The 17,229-nt window shown below is 45.3% G+C and carries 17 protein-coding genes; 9 read left to right on the plus strand and 8 right to left on the minus strand.

The genetic code is table 11. From position 1 onward, the window contains the following. Positions 1-86 precede the first annotated feature (86 nt). Positions 87-782, plus strand: coding sequence for an FkbM family methyltransferase (locus MUY27_RS12570; protein ID WP_245130381.1), 696 nt, complete (start codon positions 87-89; stop codon positions 780-782). Between the two features lie 3 nt (positions 783-785). Next, positions 786-1,169: a VOC family protein gene (locus MUY27_RS12575; RefSeq protein WP_245130382.1), complete on the plus strand. Its 384-nt coding sequence runs from the start codon at positions 786-788 to the stop codon at positions 1,167-1,169. Between the two features lie 52 nt (positions 1,170-1,221). Here the strand turns inward: MUY27_RS12575 and MUY27_RS12580 are convergent, their stop codons facing one another. Continuing rightward, on the minus strand, positions 1,222-2,595 hold the full coding sequence (locus MUY27_RS12580) for a S41 family peptidase (protein ID WP_245130383.1): 1,374 nt from the start codon (positions 2,593-2,595) through the stop codon (positions 1,222-1,224). Between the two features lie 51 nt (positions 2,596-2,646). Next, positions 2,647-2,904 (minus strand): putative signal transducing protein, encoded by a 258-nt coding sequence (locus MUY27_RS12585; RefSeq protein WP_245130384.1) that lies wholly within the window; start codon positions 2,902-2,904, stop codon positions 2,647-2,649. Between the two features lie 190 nt (positions 2,905-3,094). Here MUY27_RS12585 and MUY27_RS12590 point away from each other — a divergent pair, with 190 nt between their 5' ends. From MUY27_RS12590 to MUY27_RS12600, 3 genes are all read left to right on the plus strand, one after another. Beyond that, a complete protein-coding gene (locus tag MUY27_RS12590) occupies positions 3,095-3,880 on the plus strand; it encodes a succinate dehydrogenase cytochrome b subunit (protein WP_245130385.1) in 786 nt (261 codons plus the stop codon). A gap of 94 nt (positions 3,881-3,974) precedes the next feature. Next, positions 3,975-5,909, plus strand: coding sequence for a fumarate reductase/succinate dehydrogenase flavoprotein subunit (locus MUY27_RS12595; protein WP_245130386.1), 1,935 nt, complete (start codon positions 3,975-3,977; stop codon positions 5,907-5,909). Positions 5,910-5,987: 78 nt separating this feature from the next. Continuing rightward, positions 5,988-6,782, plus strand: coding sequence for a succinate dehydrogenase/fumarate reductase iron-sulfur subunit (locus MUY27_RS12600; RefSeq protein WP_245130387.1), 795 nt, complete (start codon positions 5,988-5,990; stop codon positions 6,780-6,782). Between the two features lie 102 nt (positions 6,783-6,884). On the opposite strand, the gene MUY27_RS12605 is transcribed toward MUY27_RS12600, so the two are convergent. Next, entirely contained in the window at positions 6,885-8,147 is a 1,263-nt protein-coding gene (locus MUY27_RS12605; protein WP_245130388.1) for a hypothetical protein, read from the minus strand. Positions 8,148-8,566: 419 nt separating this feature from the next. Here MUY27_RS12605 and MUY27_RS12610 point away from each other — a divergent pair, with 419 nt between their 5' ends. Beyond that, positions 8,567-9,496 carry a helix-turn-helix domain-containing protein gene (locus MUY27_RS12610; RefSeq protein ID WP_245130389.1) on the plus strand — a complete coding sequence of 310 codons (930 nt, stop codon included), beginning with the start codon at positions 8,567-8,569 and terminating at the stop codon, positions 9,494-9,496. Between the two features lie 24 nt (positions 9,497-9,520). Here MUY27_RS12610 and MUY27_RS12615 read toward each other — a convergent pair whose 3' ends face one another. The 5 genes from MUY27_RS12615 to MUY27_RS12635 form a co-directional block, all read right to left on the minus strand. Continuing rightward, on the minus strand, positions 9,521-9,934 hold the full coding sequence (locus tag MUY27_RS12615; RefSeq protein ID WP_245130390.1) for a DUF6691 family protein: 414 nt from the start codon (positions 9,932-9,934) through the stop codon (positions 9,521-9,523). 3 nt (positions 9,935-9,937) lie between these two features. Next, positions 9,938-10,495 carry a YeeE/YedE family protein gene (locus MUY27_RS12620; protein ID WP_245130391.1) on the minus strand — a complete coding sequence of 186 codons (558 nt, stop codon included), beginning with the start codon at positions 10,493-10,495 and terminating at the stop codon, positions 9,938-9,940. Between the two features lie 67 nt (positions 10,496-10,562). Beyond that, positions 10,563-11,981, minus strand: coding sequence for an MBL fold metallo-hydrolase (locus MUY27_RS12625; protein ID WP_245130392.1), 1,419 nt, complete (start codon positions 11,979-11,981; stop codon positions 10,563-10,565). Positions 11,982-12,158: 177 nt separating this feature from the next. After that, entirely contained in the window at positions 12,159-12,551 is a 393-nt protein-coding gene (locus MUY27_RS12630; protein WP_245130393.1) for a response regulator, read from the minus strand. Between the two features lie 2 nt (positions 12,552-12,553). Beyond that, positions 12,554-14,257 (minus strand): sensor histidine kinase, encoded by a 1,704-nt coding sequence (locus MUY27_RS12635; RefSeq protein WP_245130394.1) that lies wholly within the window; start codon positions 14,255-14,257, stop codon positions 12,554-12,556. Between the two features lie 258 nt (positions 14,258-14,515). On the opposite strand from MUY27_RS12635, the gene flxA reads away from it, so the two are divergent. Genes flxA through MUY27_RS12650 form a run of 3 tightly spaced genes read left to right on the plus strand, consistent with a single transcriptional unit; the run spans position 14,516 to position 17,226 of the window. Then, positions 14,516-16,069, plus strand: a complete 1,554-nt coding sequence (gene flxA, locus MUY27_RS12640; protein ID WP_245130395.1) for a flexirubin biosynthesis tyrosine ammonia-lyase FlxA — start codon at positions 14,516-14,518, stop codon at positions 16,067-16,069. A gap of 1 nt (position 16,070) precedes the next feature. Continuing rightward, entirely contained in the window at positions 16,071-16,799 is a 729-nt protein-coding gene (gene flxB, locus MUY27_RS12645; RefSeq protein WP_245130396.1) for a flexirubin biosynthesis SDR family reductase FlxB, read from the plus strand. Positions 16,800-16,803: 4 nt separating this feature from the next. Further along, positions 16,804-17,226: a hotdog family protein gene (locus MUY27_RS12650; RefSeq protein ID WP_245130397.1), complete on the plus strand. Its 423-nt coding sequence runs from the start codon at positions 16,804-16,806 to the stop codon at positions 17,224-17,226. Positions 17,227-17,229: the final 3 nt, after the last annotated feature.

A 17,229-nucleotide genomic window follows, 5' to 3' on the forward strand; every position in this document is an offset into this window, starting at 1 on the left:
ATCAAATCCGGTATTTTAGTAGTAATACCCCATTAGAATAGTAAGTACATGCTGAATAAAGCGGCACGTATTCTAACTTATGAAAAATGGGATTGAGAAGAGGCTTAAGAAAACTACTGAAATACCAGGAACCTGATCCGTACTTAAATGATTCATATTCGCAGGAGGGCGAGGATATGGTGCTGGCGAGAATTTTTGATAATAAACCAACAGGTTTTTTTGTAGATGTGGGTGCGCTTCATCCAAAGCGGTTTTCTAACACCTATAAATTTTACAAAACAGGTTGGCGCGGCATTAATATGGATGCCATGCCGGGCAGTATGGCTATTTTTAACCAGTTGCGTCCGGAGGATATTAACATAGAAGCAGCGATTTCAGACGAGGACCAGGTTTTGAAGTACCACATCTTTAACGAACCTGCACTGAATACACTCTCCGAAGAGGTGGCTATGGAAAGAGAGAAAAAGCCGGAATACAAGGTGCAACGGGTAGAAGATATCTGTACACAAACCCTGGCCAGTATCCTGGATAAACATCTGCCGGAGGGTAAGGCTATTGATTTCATGACCATCGATGCCGAAGGGCTGGATTTCCAGGTGCTGAATTCTAATAACTGGGCGAAATACCGTCCGTCTGTATTGCTTTTGGAAAGCGAACTGGACTTTGACGCCTTTGGCGGATCTGATCTGTATCTGTTTATGAAAGATCGCGGCTATAGTTTGCTTTCTCGGACGTACCGTACTTATTTCCTGCGTGAGCAGAATTTTAAAGCTTTAGCTTAATTTATGAATATCAAATTCTCGTTAGATACCATCATTTTCTACGTTCAGGACGTGGATAGATTAAAGTCTTTCTACCAGGATTTATTTGGAGGTGAAGTTGTCGAAGAATTTGAATCGGTTTGGGCGCTGCTGCAATTAGGGAGCTTTAAAATAGGCCTTCACAGAATGGGTGATCAATACTTCGATAAAACTAAAGGCCCCTTTAAGTTTGATAACAATACCAAGATCGTATTTGAATTAACGGATGATATTAACGCGGTACGTGCGTATCTGGTCAGCCGTCAGGTAGCGATGCGGGAAATCAAAACCTTCGATGATTACGATTATTGGCTTTGCGACGGCGAAGACCCGGAAGGGAATGTATTCCAACTAAAGCAAAGGAAGTAACCCGCTTTTTACATAGCCGGACGGTATCTTCCATTAGTATCATCAGCAGCGGCTACCGAAGGTTCAGCGCATGGATCATTTTTTCCGGCGTTGCATCTTGCGAAAGGTTAACCGCAATATCTGGCGTTAGCCGATTCTCAACATCCTTTCCGTTCGGGCGTATCCATTCCTTCACACCAAATCTAAGAACAAGGCCAGAGTAAGGCAGACGGGTTTGATAAAGCTCGCCAAAATGGTTCGGGTGGCCATTGCGTGGCGCTTTGCCAACCAGTTTTGCCAGCTGATTGTCCTTGATGACAGTGGCGAACATGATTGCGCTTGAAAAAGTACCATCTCCAACAACTACGTACACCTTTCTGTTAAAACGGGTAGAATCGTTAGCCGGCGGTGAAGCGGTTTCGCTGTCAAAATGAATGATCTTACCTATGGGCTGGCTTGCATAGAACTGGTCATTAAGATGATACTGTTTTAGCAGTGCCAGGTAATCATCACTGCGTTTCCAGTTGCATTGATAGCTTTTGTAAGGCTTTTTATTAAAATGATCAATGATCATATTTCCTACACTGGAGTTACCCCCGCCGTTCTGACTGACATCGATAACGAGTGATGTTACCCGGTCTTGCTTGATTTGCTTAAAGATGGCATCGATCTGCTTTTCCACAGAGTCGAGTTTGGCATCGCTCACGCTAAAAGAACAGGATTTTAAATATCCCACGCTTCCGACTTTCTGATAGGTCAGTAAATCTTTACAAGCAGATCCCGTCCCGTTTAGCCTGTTCAATTCAGTTTCCCATTGCTCACGTGGAATACCGCTAACGGTAAGGTGTTGTCCGCTTGTTAAGAGAATATCGTATTGTTCTGAGGCTGGCATGGCCCACACAGCATACAAACCTAAAAGCGTTAATGCTTTTTCTTTACGTTGATCCTTAAATCCGGTAGTGCAAAGGCTGGTCTTTTCTATCAGTTTTTCAACCGGGATACCGTTTATCGAAATAATTTCTTCATTCTCCTTTAAACCGGATTGTGGCGCAATCAGCTTAGCGATGTGGTATCGGGTACCCTTTTGATACAAAGAAAACGGGATATAAACAGCCTGTTTGTTCCAGTCCATCAATTCCAGTTTACTAACACCAATATTAGCATGTTCATCTGAGAGATAGGCGATTGCGGGCTTAACTACTTTTGCAAAACCAGCAGCAGACATTGAATCCCTCAGTTGTGATTGCATGGACTGAAACAGCTCGTCGTATTTGCTTTTATCCAGTTCTGTAAAAGGATATGCGTGCACCTGGTAGATCTGGTTTTTCAGGTAACCGATATCTTCCTTCAGTTGATCTTTACTATACTTTTTTTGAACGCTGTTCGATTGACTATGGGCGATAATCGCGGCAAACAGAAATACAAAGGTTAAGGCGGACAGTTTCATTTAATCAGCTTGTTATATAAACAAGACGGCAGGAATTTTAAAAGGTTGCATTCAGTCTGCTATTTCATCAGCAGGGCTGCCGTTCTGGTAATCGTCTATCAGCCGAAGCGCTTTAGCGGCTTCTGTTTCGTTCACAACTATCGTTACATGCGGCATACCGCCTGCATCTGCCAGGTAGGGGGCAACAGTACCTAAGTACTGGTTATTTAAAAACGCAGGGATATGGTTATCTTCCAGTAGCTGTTTGATTACATCGGCCAGCCAGTATTCTCCGGCAAAAACTTCTTTTAACTTGGTTTGATCGCTCATAAGATAGAATTTGTAAACACAATATACGCTTTGCCGTCAAACATTCATCAGTGTTAAAACTTATTTAAGGGTCATTCAATTGTAAGTTTCTTAGAATGTTTCTAAATAGCTATTTGCCCGATAATAGCCTTGCCGCTTATATATCTTTCAGTTTTTAATAAATAATTTTGCCAAAATAAATCTGTTTGTAATGAGTGAATTTAAACAAACCTTTAACTCGTCACTGGGAAAAAAGCTGATCATGGCTTTAACGGGCTTGTTTCTGTGTACCTTTTTAATTGTGCACTTAGCAGGTAACCTGCAGTTGTTCAGTAATGATAACGGTTACAGCTTTAACGTATACGCTAACTTTTTGACGCATTTTCCGCCGATTGAAGTGGTTGCTTATATCTTATATGCGAGTATCCTGATCCACGCGATCTATGCCATTATCCTTACTACCGGCAACCGCAAAGCCCGTCCGGTCAATTATGCTGCAAAGCCCCAGTCGCCATCCTCATGGTCTTCACAGAACATGGGCCTGCTTGGTTCAATTCTGTTTTTGTTCATCGTTATACACATGGGCGATTTCTGGTACAAGTACAAGTTTACCCACAGCGTAGGCTTTAAAGAGTACAGAACCAACCTGGTAACCGGCGAAAGAACCGTTAGCGATTTCACCCCGGAGAAGCCGGAATTTGAGCATTCCCTGTCTTACAACGGCGACACCGAGATTGTACGCGTGAAAGACCTGCACACCAGCGTGGCCAACAGCTTTAGCCAATGGTGGTATGTGGTAATCTATGTAATTGCTATGGTAGCGTTATCTTACCACTTGCTGCATGGCTTCCAAAGCGCATTCCGCACGTTTGGCTGGGTACACCGCAAGTACAAGCCGATCATCAATTTCATCGGCACCTGGTTGTTCGCGGTGATCATCCCGCTTGGTTTTGCCGCCATGCCGATCGTGTATTTCATTATGAGTTTGAAAAAATAGTTATTAGGTTATCGTGTTGATTGAGTTAATTGAGGTTCAGGGCTTTAGAAAACCGATGATCGCAATTAACCACTCACTTTAAAAAATAAAGACAATGAGTTTAGATGCAAAAGTTCCTCAGGGCCCTTTAGCCGAAAAATGGAGCAAGCATAAGTTTAACTTAAAACTGGTTAACCCTTCCAACAAGCGTAAATACAACGTAATTGTGGTGGGTACCGGCCTGGCAGGTGCTTCGGCAGCCGCTTCGCTTGCCGAACTGGGTTATAACGTTACAGCTTTCTGCTTTCAGGATAGTCCACGCCGTGCGCACTCTATTGCTGCGCAGGGTGGTATAAACGCTGCTAAAAACTATCGTAATGATGGTGACAGCGTTTACCGTTTATTTTATGACACCATTAAAGGGGGCGATTACCGTGCCCGCGAAGCCAACGTTTACCGCCTGGCGGAGGTTTCTGTAAATATTATCGACCAATGTGTGGCGCAAGGCGTGCCGTTCGCCCGCGAATACGGCGGTTTGTTAGATAACCGTTCATTTGGTGGTGCGCAGGTATCGCGTACGTTCTACGCTCGCGGCCAGACAGGGCAACAATTGCTGTTAGGCGCCTATTCTGCCTTGAACCGCCAGATCCACGAAGGCAAGGTAAAAATGTATACCCGCCACGAAATGCTGGATGTAGTAGTGGTGGATGGCCATGCCAAAGGTATTGTTACCCGTAACTTAAAAACCGGTGAAATTGCTACACATGCCGGCCACGCCGTGTTGTTGTGTACAGGTGGTTACAGCAATGTATTCTACCTGTCTACCAACGCAATTGGTTCTAACGTAACTGCTGCATGGCGTGCACACAAACGCGGTGCATTCTTTGCTAACCCTTGTTATACCCAAATTCACCCAACTTGTATCCCGGTTACCGGTACACACCAGTCTAAGCTAACGCTGATGTCTGAATCGCTGCGTAACGACGGACGTGTTTGGGCGCCGAAGACCAAGGAAACAGCAGAAAAACTGCGTAAAGGCCAGATCAAGGCAAAAGATATCAAAGAAGAGGATCGCGATTACTTCCTGGAAAGAAAGTATCCATCATTCGGTAACCTGGTTCCGCGCGACGTGGCTTCACGTAATGCAAAAGAAGCGGTGGACGAAGGTCGTGGTGTTGGTGGTTCAGGTATCGCTGTGTTCCTTGACTTTGCTGATGCGATTGCGCGCCTGGGTGAAGAAACCGTTGCCGCAAAATATGGTAACCTGTTTGATATGTACCTGCAGATCACGGACGAAAATCCGTATAAAGAGCCAATGCGTATCTATCCTGCAGTACACTATACCATGGGCGGCCTTTGGGTTGATTATAACCTGATGACCTCTATCCCTGGTTTGTACGCGTTAGGAGAGTGTAACTTCTCTGACCACGGCGCTAACCGCCTGGGTGCTTCTGCACTGATGCAGGGCCTGGCAGACGGTTACTTTGTAATCCCTTACACTTTGGGTGATTACCTGGCAACCATCGGTCCGAAACCGGTTGACCCGAACCACCCGGCGTTTGAGAAAACCAAAGCTGAGACCATTGCACACGTGAACAAATTGCTTTCGCTGAAAGGAAATAAAACTGTTGTTGACTATCACCGCGAGCTTGGCCACATTATGTGGGAATATTGCGGTATGGCACGTAGCGAGGAAGGCTTGACCAAGGCGAAACAACTGATTGCCGACCTTAAAGCAGACTTCTGGAAGAATGCCATTGTGGTAGGTAAAAATGACGAGGTTAACTCTGCCCTGGAACGTGCCGGACGCGTTGCCGACTTTATTGAACTGGGCGCCCTGATGGTGGAAGATGCGTTACAGCGTCGCGAATCATGCGGTGGCCACTTCAGAGTAGAGTCACAAACAGAAGAAGGCGAAGCACTTCGTCACGATGATGAGTACGCCTACGTTGCGGCCTGGGAATACAAAGGAGAAGACCAGCCTGAAGTATTGAACAAGGAAGAACTGGTGTTCGAAAACGTGAAGTTAACACAAAGAAGTTATAAATAAGAGAGGCAAGAATCAAGAGCCAAGAAACAAGACATCTTGACTCCTGATTCTCGGTTCTTGATTCTAATCTGATAGAAGATGGAAAATGCAACAATGAATCTGACGCTTAAAGTATGGCGTCAAAAGAATGCACAAACTCCCGGTAAGTTTGAAACTTACAAGGCCGTAAATATTTCACCGGATATGTCGTTCCTGGAAATGCTCGACGTGGTGAACGAAAGCCTGATCCGCGACGGTCAGGAGCCGATCCATTTTGATCACGACTGCCGCGAAGGTATCTGTGGGATGTGTTCGTTGTATATCAACGGCCGTCCGCATGGCCCTAAACGTGCCATCACTACCTGCCAGCTGCACATGCGCAGCTTCCACGATGGTGAAACCATTACCATCGAGCCATGGCGCGCAACTGCTTTCCCGGTAGTGAAAGACTTAGCGGTAGACCGTTCTGCTTTTGACCGTATCCAGCAGGCTGGCGGTTACATCTCTGTAAATACAGGTGGTGTGCCAGATGCAAACGAAATTCCTATCCCGAAGATAATTGCAGACGAGGCTTTCAACTCTGCAACCTGTATCGGTTGCGGCGCTTGCGTTGCTGCTTGTAAAAACGCTTCGGCAATGTTGTTTGTATCGGCCAAGATCACCCAGTTGGCGCTGTTACCGCAAGGCCAGCCAGAGCGTTACCGCCGCGTACAATCTATGGTAGCGCAAATGGATGAAGAAGGCTTTGGTAGCTGTACCAACACCGGTGCTTGCGAGGCAGAATGTCCGAAAGAGATTTCGCTGACCAACATTGCACACATGAATTACGATTACTTCAGCGCGAAACTGTTCCGCCAGGAAGAAGTGCACGAAGTAAAACACGGTGGCGCATAAGCTTCACTATAAAGAACAGGAAGGCCTTCAGCAATGAGGGCCTTTTTTATTATTCCGGCATACGGCTACGCCTTCTGTTCCTGTTAAAGAATAAAAATAAGATTACTTTCTCCTTGTTCGTTTTTTACCTTTTTCATCATCGTCTGAATCATCATCCTTGCTCGCTTGCTGGCCTACGGCAATTTTAGCCCGGTGAATAACCCATTTCGCGTTATCTATAGCAGTTTGGGTAAACTTCGGAAATGGATTTTTGTCGCTGGTTATTGGAATGTCCAGCAGCTCATTACGATCTTCCATGGTTAACGTACGTGGTTTACCGTTATCATCTAAAGATAGTCCGACCGGAAATAAGGCAGCCAACGATCGCTCGTTACTCAATATTCGCTTTCTCGCTTTGTCATTAGCCATGATCAACATTTCACATATTTCCTGTTGCGTATCTAAAAAGACTTGAGTTTTATATTCAAGAAGTTCTTTTTTCTGCAGCTCCGCTAACTTGGCCTTTTGGTTGGCTAACAAGCTTGCTTCGAGCTCCTGTTGGGGGGTTAGTTTTGCTGCCGCTCCGGAAAATGAAGGCGTTGGGTACCATGCTTCGGCTACATACAGGATGTGTTTATGGTTAGTCCAGTTCCCTTTTTTCAGATAGATATGGCTCAGGCTATTTTGAGCAGTAATATCTACAAGTGCAGTTTGTCTGGTACCATCTGGTGTATTACCGAGGTCAATAACAATATCGGGGCGAGTACCGGTCAATAACCCGGTATCTTGAAAATTGAAGCCCTTTTGCCCGGCTAACCTATTGGTGACTTTACTTTCAATAACGTACCCTGCCGCTGTAGAAGGGTGCATGGTCTTTTTACCGTCTTTGTACTCCTTTAAACGTAATAAATATAAGTCTTGATACGGCTTACCGGCACCTGAAAGATCATTATTTTCCAATTGTTCATGTGCTATGTCCACCGCTTCTGAAACTAATTGTGCACCCTCATCCGCTGCCGTTTGTTTTTTTGCAATATCTATTGCTTCCGGGTCTTGCTCCGGTACAATATCACTCGTCGGCAGATGGTCAGATACCGTTGGTAAGGACTCGGGTTTCCATCTTTTTAGTTTAAGTTGAATAGGATGTTGTCCGCCTGGGTAGCTATCAATTGGTCTCGATAATGACTTCTTTTGCGTTACTGCTTCGCGCATACCTATCACTGCCTGATGCTGGAATACGGGCACTGCGGGTAAGCCAATACCGGATTTACTGGTTTTTTCGTCGCCCTTAATATGGGAAGGCGTATTTGTTTTTGGAATACGAGATTGCAATTGTGGAGGTTTTAGTAACGTAAAAATAGAATAATCTGGCAAAAAATCAAGCAAGTGATGAGGCTATTATATGTTGAAGTATATGAAGTAAAACACGGTGGAGCATAAGCTTAACCATAAAGAACAGGAAAACCTTCAGCAATGAGAGTCTTTTTATGCCCTTTCTTTCTGGCAAGAATCTGGCACCAAATCCTGACTTAAAAGTTAGAAAACCTATGGCTGACCGGTAAATGTGGCGAATATGGTAAATGCGGCGAATGCGGCAGACGTGGCGAACTGGTTTTTGCCAGCCAGCCTGTTAATTCCCCCTAGTATCGTAATCATCTTTTGGCCACCAGGTTTCTATTTGATAGCGCCCCACGTAAAGAATGCTCATATAAATTAGAATTAATATGACATTATTTAAAGATTAAAATGATGTTACGTTCACCATAAACTCATGAATTAGCTCTTGCTTTGCCACAGTTTAACCTATGACACTAATACCACTGTTGCAAGAAGACGCTGAAGCGCGTAGCCTTAAGCTGCAAATTGCAGACCGGCTGAATTATTTTTCAGACGAAGCACTTCCCGAATATTTCCAGGTACACTTTTTTTCCGGTTACCTGAATGATTTTATAGAACTGAAGTCAGACTGCTTTACCCTGATATTTTGCCAGCGTGGTACAGTGCGCCGTACCGTAGGCAATATCGCCTTCACCGCCGAAGCGAACACCCTGCACATGACTGCGCCGGATGCCGTGAACCAGATCGGTAGCGGTGGCGAGCAGATAGAAGTGTTTGTGATCTTTTTTAAAAAGGATTTCCTGCTAAACAGCAATATCCACGACGAGTTTCTGGAAGGCTTCCTGAACGATTTTCCGGCGCAGCCGCCCATCACCACCATCACACCTGCTAATGTAAAAGCGGTAACCCATCTGTTACAACGCATCAACGAAGAGTTTAAGAACCGCTCCCCTTTTCATGATCAGCTGTTAAGGCTGATGTTTATGGAAGTGGTTTACCTGGCTACGCGCTCATACTTTCAGCAGAACCAGCAACAACAGCTTAACAGGGCATCGGCACTGGCCTCGCGGTTTTATCAATTGGTGGATGAGCATTTTTTAAGCGTCAGGAACGTGCAGGAATATGCGGATAAGCTGTATGTTTCGAGCAAATATCTCATCAAGGTCATTAAACAGGAAACCGGCCTTACCCCACTACAGTATATTCATAACCGGGTGCTTAAAGAGGCAGAAGCCCTGCTGACCCATTCAGATATGAGTATCAAAGAAATAACTGATAAGCTGAATTTCGACAGCAGTTCGCATTTCAGCCGGTTCATTAAGCATGCAACAGGGTATAACCCAAGCGATTTTCAACGCCAGCGGGCCATGGAGGTACTGCCCGCGGTGAAAGCTTAAACGCGCAGTTTTCTAAACCCGGCTTCAATGCGGAAGTCGGTGGCGGATCAGTCCGTAGGCATAGGTTCCCAGTAATGAACCGAGGATCACGATCACAAAAGTGGAATAGCCATATCCCAGGTTTACAAACATAGGGCCCGGGCAGGCGCCGGTTAAAGCCCAGCCTAAACCGAATATAGTGCCGCCAATAACGTATTTGGGCCAACGCTTGTCTTTGTTGTGAAAACTGATCGGGTGGCCTTGCGAATCTTTCAGATGAAATTTTTTAATCAGGTATACTGAAATTATACCCAAAGTTACCGCCGTGCCGATGATGCCATACATATGGAACGATTGGAAACAGAACATTTCCTGGATACGGTACCACGAAGCGGCTTCGGATTTTACCATAATGATGCCGAATACGATACCGGCAATAACAAATCTTAGTCCTTTCATGGGTTAAAATATCAGGGGTAATAACAGGTGTGTCATGATCAGGCCGCCCGAAAAAAAGCCAATGACCGCCCATAATGAGGGTAACTGCAGGTTAGATAAACCGCTAATGGCATGGCCGGATGTGCAGCCGCCCGCATAGCGCGATCCGAAACCCACCAGGAAGCCCCCGATCAAAAGGATAGCAAAGCCTTTTAAGCTAAGGGCGAAATGCCAGTTGAAAATTGCCGAAGGGTTAAGCTGCCCATCAAAAGGGATGTGCAGCAGCTTCAGATCTGCTATGGTTGCTGCGGATAGCTGAAGCGGCGCGTCATTTTTAAAAACAGTGCCCGCAAGAAATCCACCGATGATAGCACCGATAAGGAACAACAGGTTCCAGCGCTGCGCCTTCCAGTCAAAGTCGAAAAATGCATTCTTCTTGCCCGCACCTGCTATGGTGCAAATGGTTCTCAGGTTTGATGAAAAGCCGAACGACTTGCCAAAATAGAGCAGTAGCACCATAATGAAGGCAATGGCCGTACCCGATAAGTACCAGGGCCAGGGTTGTTTTAGTAACTCAAGCATAGATTTTTAGCTTAACGGCAGCATCTGATCGGGTGCTGCCGTTAGTAAATGTGGTTAAATAAATGAATTATAACATGGTACTTGGGCAAACATACGGGCTGATATTGAATTTGCCGTTTTCTTTCAACGCTTTAAACCCTCCGTTGATATTTATCAGATGATCGTAACCGCGTGCCTTAAGGATAGAGATAAAGATCATGGAGCGGTAACCGCTGGCACAATGCACATAATAGGTTTTATTCTTATCTACCTCGCTCATGTGGCTGTTGATATAATCCAACGGGATATTTTCTGCGCCGATCACATGTTCAGCACTATATTCACTGGCCTTGCGTGCGTCCAGCAGGTTGACGTCTTTTTGATTTTCCTTTAGTTGCAACAGCTCTTCGGCAGACACGGATGCAATATTTTCAGTTTCTTTCCCGGCGGCTTTCCAGGCTTCAAATCCCCCTTTTAAATAGCCAATGGTATAATCATACCCTACCCGCGCCAGGCGTGTAACTACTTCTTCCTGCCGGCCTTCATCAGCAATAATCAAGATAGGTTGCGTAATATCGGGTACCAGTGCGCCAACCCAGGGCGCAAAGCTGCCATCGATACCGATATTGATGGAATTAGGAATAAATCCTTTTGTAAAAACTTCAGGCGAGCGGGTATCTATCAAAACAGCGCCGGTTTCGTTAGCTGCGGTTTCAAAAGCTTCAACAGCTAATGCCCTGGTCCCCTGGCTAATCACAGCATCAATGCTTTGATAGCCTTCCTTATTCATTTTTACATTCATGGGGAAGTAGGCTGGCGGCGGCATCAGTCCACGGGTAACTTCAGTAATAAATTCGTCCCTGGTCATGTTTGCACGCAGCGCATAATTGTATTTTTTTTGGTTGCCCAGAGAGTCGGTAGTTTCCTTGCTCATGTTTTTGCCGCAGGCAGAGCCTGCTCCGTGAGCGGGATAGATGATCACATCATCATTCAAAGGCATAACCTGGTTACGCAAAGAATCATACAGGGTGCCTGCAAGTTCTTCCTGTGTCATATGTGCCGCTTTTTGCGCCAGGTCTGGCCGGCCCACGTCGCCGATAAATAAAGTGTCGCCAGAGAAAAGCCCGGTTTGCTTGCCGTTCTCATCCAGCAGTAGAAAACAGGCAGACTCCATGGTATGCCCCGGCGTATGCAATACACGGATGGTTACCTTACCCAGTTTAAATTCTTCCCGGTCTTTAGCAACATAAGCATCGAAATGGGGCTTCGCTGTCGGGCCGTATACAATGGTAGCACCGGTTTTTTCGGCCAGGTCCAGGTGGCCGGAAACAAAATCTGCATGGAAGTGCGTTTCAAAAACATATTTGATCTGTACACCGGCTTCCCGCGCCTTTTGAATATAAGGCGCTACCTCGCGTAAAGGGTCAATAATAGCTGCTTCATTTTCTGACTGGATGTAATAAGCTCCCTGAGCCAGGCATCCGGTGTAGATTTGTTCGATTAACATAATCAGGACGTTTTGATGATACGGCTACAAAGATGATCATGCAAAAAGCGATTAACGGTGACCAAAGTCACTTAGGCTAAATTTAGTGTTTACAGATTTTGTATAACTGCTAAATTTAGATCCTTCCCCTAAAATCTGTATTTACTTTTTCCGGATTACATGCTAAAGTGAGCTGGATTAATTTAGCGCTGCCAACATTTCTATCATTCGCTCTTTTGCAATGGGCTTTATATGGTACCCTGCCAGGCGGGGGTAGGTGGCCGCTTTTTGTATATCACTTTTGGCGTTAGAAGAAGTTACCATATAGATGATCAGGTTTTCTTTGGCCAGGTTCAGCAAATCAAGATGGTCTAAAAACTGCCATCCATCCATATAGGGCATGTTGATATCCAATAACACCAGGTCTGGCAGATGATCTGCCTCTGATTCGTTCTGTTTAAAATAATCAAACGCCTCTTGCCCGTCGAAAAACTGTAGTAACGCGCCCTTATGTCCGGAATGCATTAATTGCCTTTTAGTGATAAATTGAAAGGCAGGGTCATCGTCTATGATGGCCATTAACTTGTTCATTTTTATGTTTGATTTAAATAGATGATAAATGTGGTACCTACACCAGGCTGGCTTTCAACGCGGATAGACCCTCCATGGGTTTCCAATTGATTTTTGGTGATGAACAGCCCCACGCCGCGGCTGTTATATCCTTTATGGAATACCTTGTTAAGCTTGAACATATTTTTGCCATGCATATTCAGGTCTATTCCGATGCCATTGTCCTGGAAAGTTAAGCGCACCTGCCCTGCAAGTGGTTCTGAAGAGATGAAAATAGTAGCAGGCTGGTTTTGCTTACGGTATTTAATGCTGTTGCTGATGAGGTTATAGAAAATACTTTCTAAGTATATTTTAGGAAAGCTTACTGTCGGAACCTTAAAATTGGTTTGGATTAATGCCTTGGCCTTTAGCAGCTCGCCTTGCAGCAGATTTGAGGTTTTATCGGTTATTTCCTGTAAGTCGCAGATATCATAAGGAATATCATGGTTCAGCCTGATCTCCAGAATCTGCATCAGATCATTCAGCGTCGTATTCAGCGTTTTGCTCGAAACCAGGATCATGTGCATCAGTTCATCCTTTTCTTCGGAGGTTTCTGCATCCGTCAGCATGCTTAGCATCATTTCAATACTGCTGGCCGGCCCGCGGAGGTTATGGGCAACAATGCGGTTAAACTCTTCCAACTGGCTCACTTTTCCTTTCAGGTCTTCAGAAATCCTCACCAGCGATTTGTTCTTCATTTCCAGCTCGCTGATCATCTTTTTGATTTCGCTGATGTCTTCCAGTTGCGATACAAAAAAGCCCGGCGTGCCATCTTCATTATAGATAAGGGATACGGTGAGCAAGACCCAAACCAACTGCCCGTTTTTATGGTAGTAGCGCTTTTCAAACTTACAGGTATTCATTTCACCCTTCAGTACCCGTGCAACCATCATATCGTCAAGGGGCATATCCGGCTGATAAGTGATCTCCTGGTAAGTTTTGGCCATTAATTCATCGGCAGAGTAACCGAGTATCTTACTGATGTGATTGTTTACCTGCAGCCATTTGCCTTCCAATGAAACAATTGCCATTCCGATACCCGAATCGTTGAAAACATGATAAAACTTCCGCTCAGAAAGTTGCAGTTCCTCCCGTAATTTTCTTTTTGCCCTGAAAGTGCGTAAAGTGAATACAATCAGGCTGATGACGGTGGCTATGGTAACAAAGGACGAGATAAAGATTAGCCTGATGGCATTAGTGATATGGCGGTCACTGCGTTTCTGGCTAACCGTCAGCAGCTTCTCTTCATTGGTGATAAAGGTGTTCACCATTTCGCTAATGACGGTGTTGGCAGAGTCCAGCCGGTGATGCTTGCGGGAGAAGGGCTCTGCGGTTTGCGCGTCGCTGTTTAAAGAGTCCAGTAATGCGATGGTCGATCCAAGTTTTTTCAACCGGTAAACCTGGGCAGGCTTGTCACTCACCAATAGTTGCAGCGCATGCAGCTCTGAATCTATAGCTGCTTTTGGCCCCCTCCATTGGCTGTTTGTCCGTTCGTGATGCTGCCATTTAACAGTTTTGGAAGAAATACTATGTGCCTTGCTGATGATGAGTATACTTTGTTCTGCCAGGTCGCTTGCCTGCCTCGATTCTTCGACGGTTTTATACGAAAACCATGCGATACCCATCATCATAGCAATGACGGGCAAAAAACCTAAAAGCAGTTTTTGTCTGAACAGTATCGGGGGCATGGAGCGTTAACCTAATCGGTTATCACAATTATAAGCGATTAAATGATGAGTTACGAAATTTAAGCCATTTATAAATTATTGATATAATAATGTAATCAATGGGTAATTGAAATATGCTCAATGGTTAATTTCATTGGTAGCTGTTTTACATTATCACTTGCAGAGCGATTCAAAAATTTGTTTAGGAGCGGGACTAATTGGGTACGCACCAATAATTTCCTAACTTAGCCCTCATTTATTATCTGTAATCATTTGCCCATGGTGAACATTGGTCAAAGTCAGCTTCGTACAGAAGACTTTGCTCGTATTATATATGCTCAGGAAGAGCTATCGCTTAACGAAGCCGCTTTAGGACAGGTTAGCGCTAATTATAAATTTTTAAAGCAATTTGCTGCAAATAAGCTCATTTACGGCATTAATACCGGTTTTGGCCCAATGGCACAATACAAGGTGAGCGACGAAAATTTGTTACAGTTACAGTACAACCTCATTCGCAGCCATTCATCAGGCAGCGGTAACCTGATACCGCCTCACCTGGTAAGGGCTTTAATGGTGGCCCGGCTCAACAGTTTTATGCAGGCGCGTTCGGGCGTGCATCCAGAGCTGGTAGAACTATTGGCTACGCTGATCAATAAAAATATTACACCTTGCATTTATGAGCATGGCGGTGTAGGCGCAAGCGGCGACCTGGTTCAACTGGCTCATTTAGGGCTGGCGTTAATCGGCGAGGGCGAGGTGCATCACGAAGGCAAGATCCATGAGGCTGCAGAGCTATATGCTTCACTTGGTATTAAACCGCTTACCATACATGCCCGTGAAGGTCTGGCCGTGCTGAATGGTACATCCGCCATGACAGGTATCGGTATGACGAATATCATCCGGGCAGAAAAGCTGCTGCAATGGTCGGTATTGCTTTCGGCGATGGTAAACGAAGTGGTAGAAGCTTATGACGATCATTTCTCTTACGAGTTGAACATCGTAAAACTGCACCGCGGGCAGAACGAGATCGGTGCGCAGCTGCGCGAAGTTTTAAAAGACAGTAAGCTGATCAGGAACCGGACTGAACATTTATACAACCCGGATAACCTGGACCAGGAAGTGTTTGAAGACAAAGTACAGGAATACTACTCGCTGCGTTGTGTTACCCAGGTGCTGGGCCCTATCTATGATACCATCCGCCAGGCAGAAGAAGTGCTGGTAAACGAGTTAAATTCGGTGAATGATAATCCGGTGATTGATCATGATAACCAGAACGTATTCCACGGCGGTAACTTCCATGGTGATTATGTTTCGCTGGAAATGGACAAGCTGAAGATTGCCATTACCAAACTTTCCATGCTATCTGAGCGCCAGCTGAATTACCTGCTGAATAACAAGCTTAACCAAAAGTTTCCTCCGTTTGTTAATCTGGGTGTGCTTGGCTTGAATTTTGGGATGCAGGGCGTGCAATTCACCGCAGTATCTACCGTGGCCGAAAACCAGTCGCTCTCCTTTCCGATGTATGTACATAGCATCCCGAATAATAACGACAACCAGGATATTGTGAGCATGGGTTGCAACGCGGCTTTGATGACAAAAAAGGTGATCGACAATACTTTCGAGGTGTTAACTATTCAGTTAATGACCATCCTGCAAGCGATCGATTACCTGGGTTGCCAGGAAAAGCTATCGTCAGTCTCGGCAGATGTTTACCAGCAGGTACGGGCTATATTTCCAAAATTTGTGGAAGACCAGCCAAAATATAAAGACTTAAAACAGGTGCGGGCTTATTTAGAACAAACCGACGCTTTAACTTCTATACAACAGAATTGATATGAAGTGCGCACTGGTAACCGGGGGATCACGAGGCATTGGCCGCGCTACCTGCCTTAAACTGGCAGAGCAAGGCTATTATGTGCTGGTCAACTACAAGAGCAATGCAGAAGAAGCTACCCGCACGCTGGAACTTATCCGGCAGATTAACGGCGAGGGCGAACTATTGCCTTTTGATGTTTCTTCGAAAGAACAGGTGCAGGACGTATTAGGAAAATGGATTGATTCGAACACCGAAAAATATATTGAAGTGCTGGTGAATAATGCCGGTATCCGCGAGGATAGTTTATTCGCCTGGATGACGGACGAGCAATGGAGCAACGTACTTCAGACTAACCTCGATAGTTTTTTTTATACCACGCGCCTGGTACTAAACAGCATGTTATACCGTAAGCATGGTCGGATTATCAACGTGGTTTCACTTTCTGGCATTAAAGGCCATGCGGGGCAAACCAATTACTCAGCTGCAAAAGCGGGTGTAATCGGAGCTACCAAAGCGCTGGCGCAGGAAGTTGGCAGGCAAAATATAACGGTTAACGCTGTAGCGCCAGGTTTTATCAGAACAGATATGACTGAGGGCCTGGACGAGAAAGAATTAAAGGCGATGATCCCGGTAAGGCGTTTCGGCACACCGGAAGAAGTGGCCCATGCAGTAGCTTTTTTAGCTTCGCCGGATTCGGGTTATATTACAGGGCAGGTGCTTTCTATAAACGGAGGGCTGTACACTTAAAACTATGTTCCCGGTTGATGCCACTCCGCTTATCCCGCAAAAAGCACCTTTTGTGTTGGTTGACGAGCTTGTTTTTGCAGATGATACCTCTGCCCGGTCAAGTTTCACGATACCGGAAGATCATGTATTATTAGAAGGCGGGTACCTTTCTGCTGGTGGACTTTTAGAAAATATCGCACAAACATCAGCTGCTCACGCGGGTTATATTGCCCGGGCAAGTGGTCAGCCGGTGCGGCCAGGCTTTATCGGTGCTGTTAAAGATTTTGAAGTTTTTGCGCTGCCGCAGCAAGGCTCTGTTTTAACGACCGAGATCCGTATTGAAAACCAAATTTTTGATGTTACCGTAATTACAGGTAAGGTTTACCAGGATAACCAGGTGCTGGCCACTTGTGAAATGAAGATATTTATCCCTGCAGATAACGATTAAAGT

The sequence above is a fragment of the Mucilaginibacter straminoryzae genome (assembly GCF_022953055.1).
GTDB lineage: Bacteria > Bacteroidota > Bacteroidia > Sphingobacteriales > Sphingobacteriaceae > Mucilaginibacter > Mucilaginibacter straminoryzae.

Coding starts and splice junctions, on each gene's coding strand:
- MUY27_RS12630 (WP_245130393.1), bottom strand. CDS start 12,551: ATGAACAAGTTAATGGCCATCATAGACGATGACCCTGCCTTTCAATTT.
- MUY27_RS12585 (WP_245130384.1), bottom strand. CDS start 2,904: ATGAGCGATCAAACCAAGTTAAAAGAAGTTTTTGCCGGAGAATACTGG.
- MUY27_RS12590 (WP_245130385.1), top strand. CDS start 3,095: ATGAGTGAATTTAAACAAACCTTTAACTCGTCACTGGGAAAAAAGCTG.
- MUY27_RS12635 (WP_245130394.1), bottom strand. CDS start 14,257: ATGCCCCCGATACTGTTCAGACAAAAACTGCTTTTAGGTTTTTTGCCC.
- flxB (WP_245130396.1), top strand. CDS start 16,071: ATGAAGTGCGCACTGGTAACCGGGGGATCACGAGGCATTGGCCGCGCT.
- flxA (WP_245130395.1), top strand. CDS start 14,516: ATGGTGAACATTGGTCAAAGTCAGCTTCGTACAGAAGACTTTGCTCGT.
- MUY27_RS12570 (WP_245130381.1), top strand. CDS start 87: ATGGGATTGAGAAGAGGCTTAAGAAAACTACTGAAATACCAGGAACCT.
- MUY27_RS12650 (WP_245130397.1), top strand. CDS start 16,804: ATGTTCCCGGTTGATGCCACTCCGCTTATCCCGCAAAAAGCACCTTTT.
- MUY27_RS12610 (WP_245130389.1), top strand. CDS start 8,567: ATGACACTAATACCACTGTTGCAAGAAGACGCTGAAGCGCGTAGCCTT.
- MUY27_RS12595 (WP_245130386.1), top strand. CDS start 3,975: ATGAGTTTAGATGCAAAAGTTCCTCAGGGCCCTTTAGCCGAAAAATGG.
- MUY27_RS12625 (WP_245130392.1), bottom strand. CDS start 11,981: ATGTTAATCGAACAAATCTACACCGGATGCCTGGCTCAGGGAGCTTAT.
- MUY27_RS12600 (WP_245130387.1), top strand. CDS start 5,988: ATGGAAAATGCAACAATGAATCTGACGCTTAAAGTATGGCGTCAAAAG.
- MUY27_RS12575 (WP_245130382.1), top strand. CDS start 786: ATGAATATCAAATTCTCGTTAGATACCATCATTTTCTACGTTCAGGAC.
- MUY27_RS12615 (WP_245130390.1), bottom strand. CDS start 9,934: ATGAAAGGACTAAGATTTGTTATTGCCGGTATCGTATTCGGCATCATT.
- MUY27_RS12620 (WP_245130391.1), bottom strand. CDS start 10,495: ATGCTTGAGTTACTAAAACAACCCTGGCCCTGGTACTTATCGGGTACG.
- MUY27_RS12580 (WP_245130383.1), bottom strand. CDS start 2,595: ATGAAACTGTCCGCCTTAACCTTTGTATTTCTGTTTGCCGCGATTATC.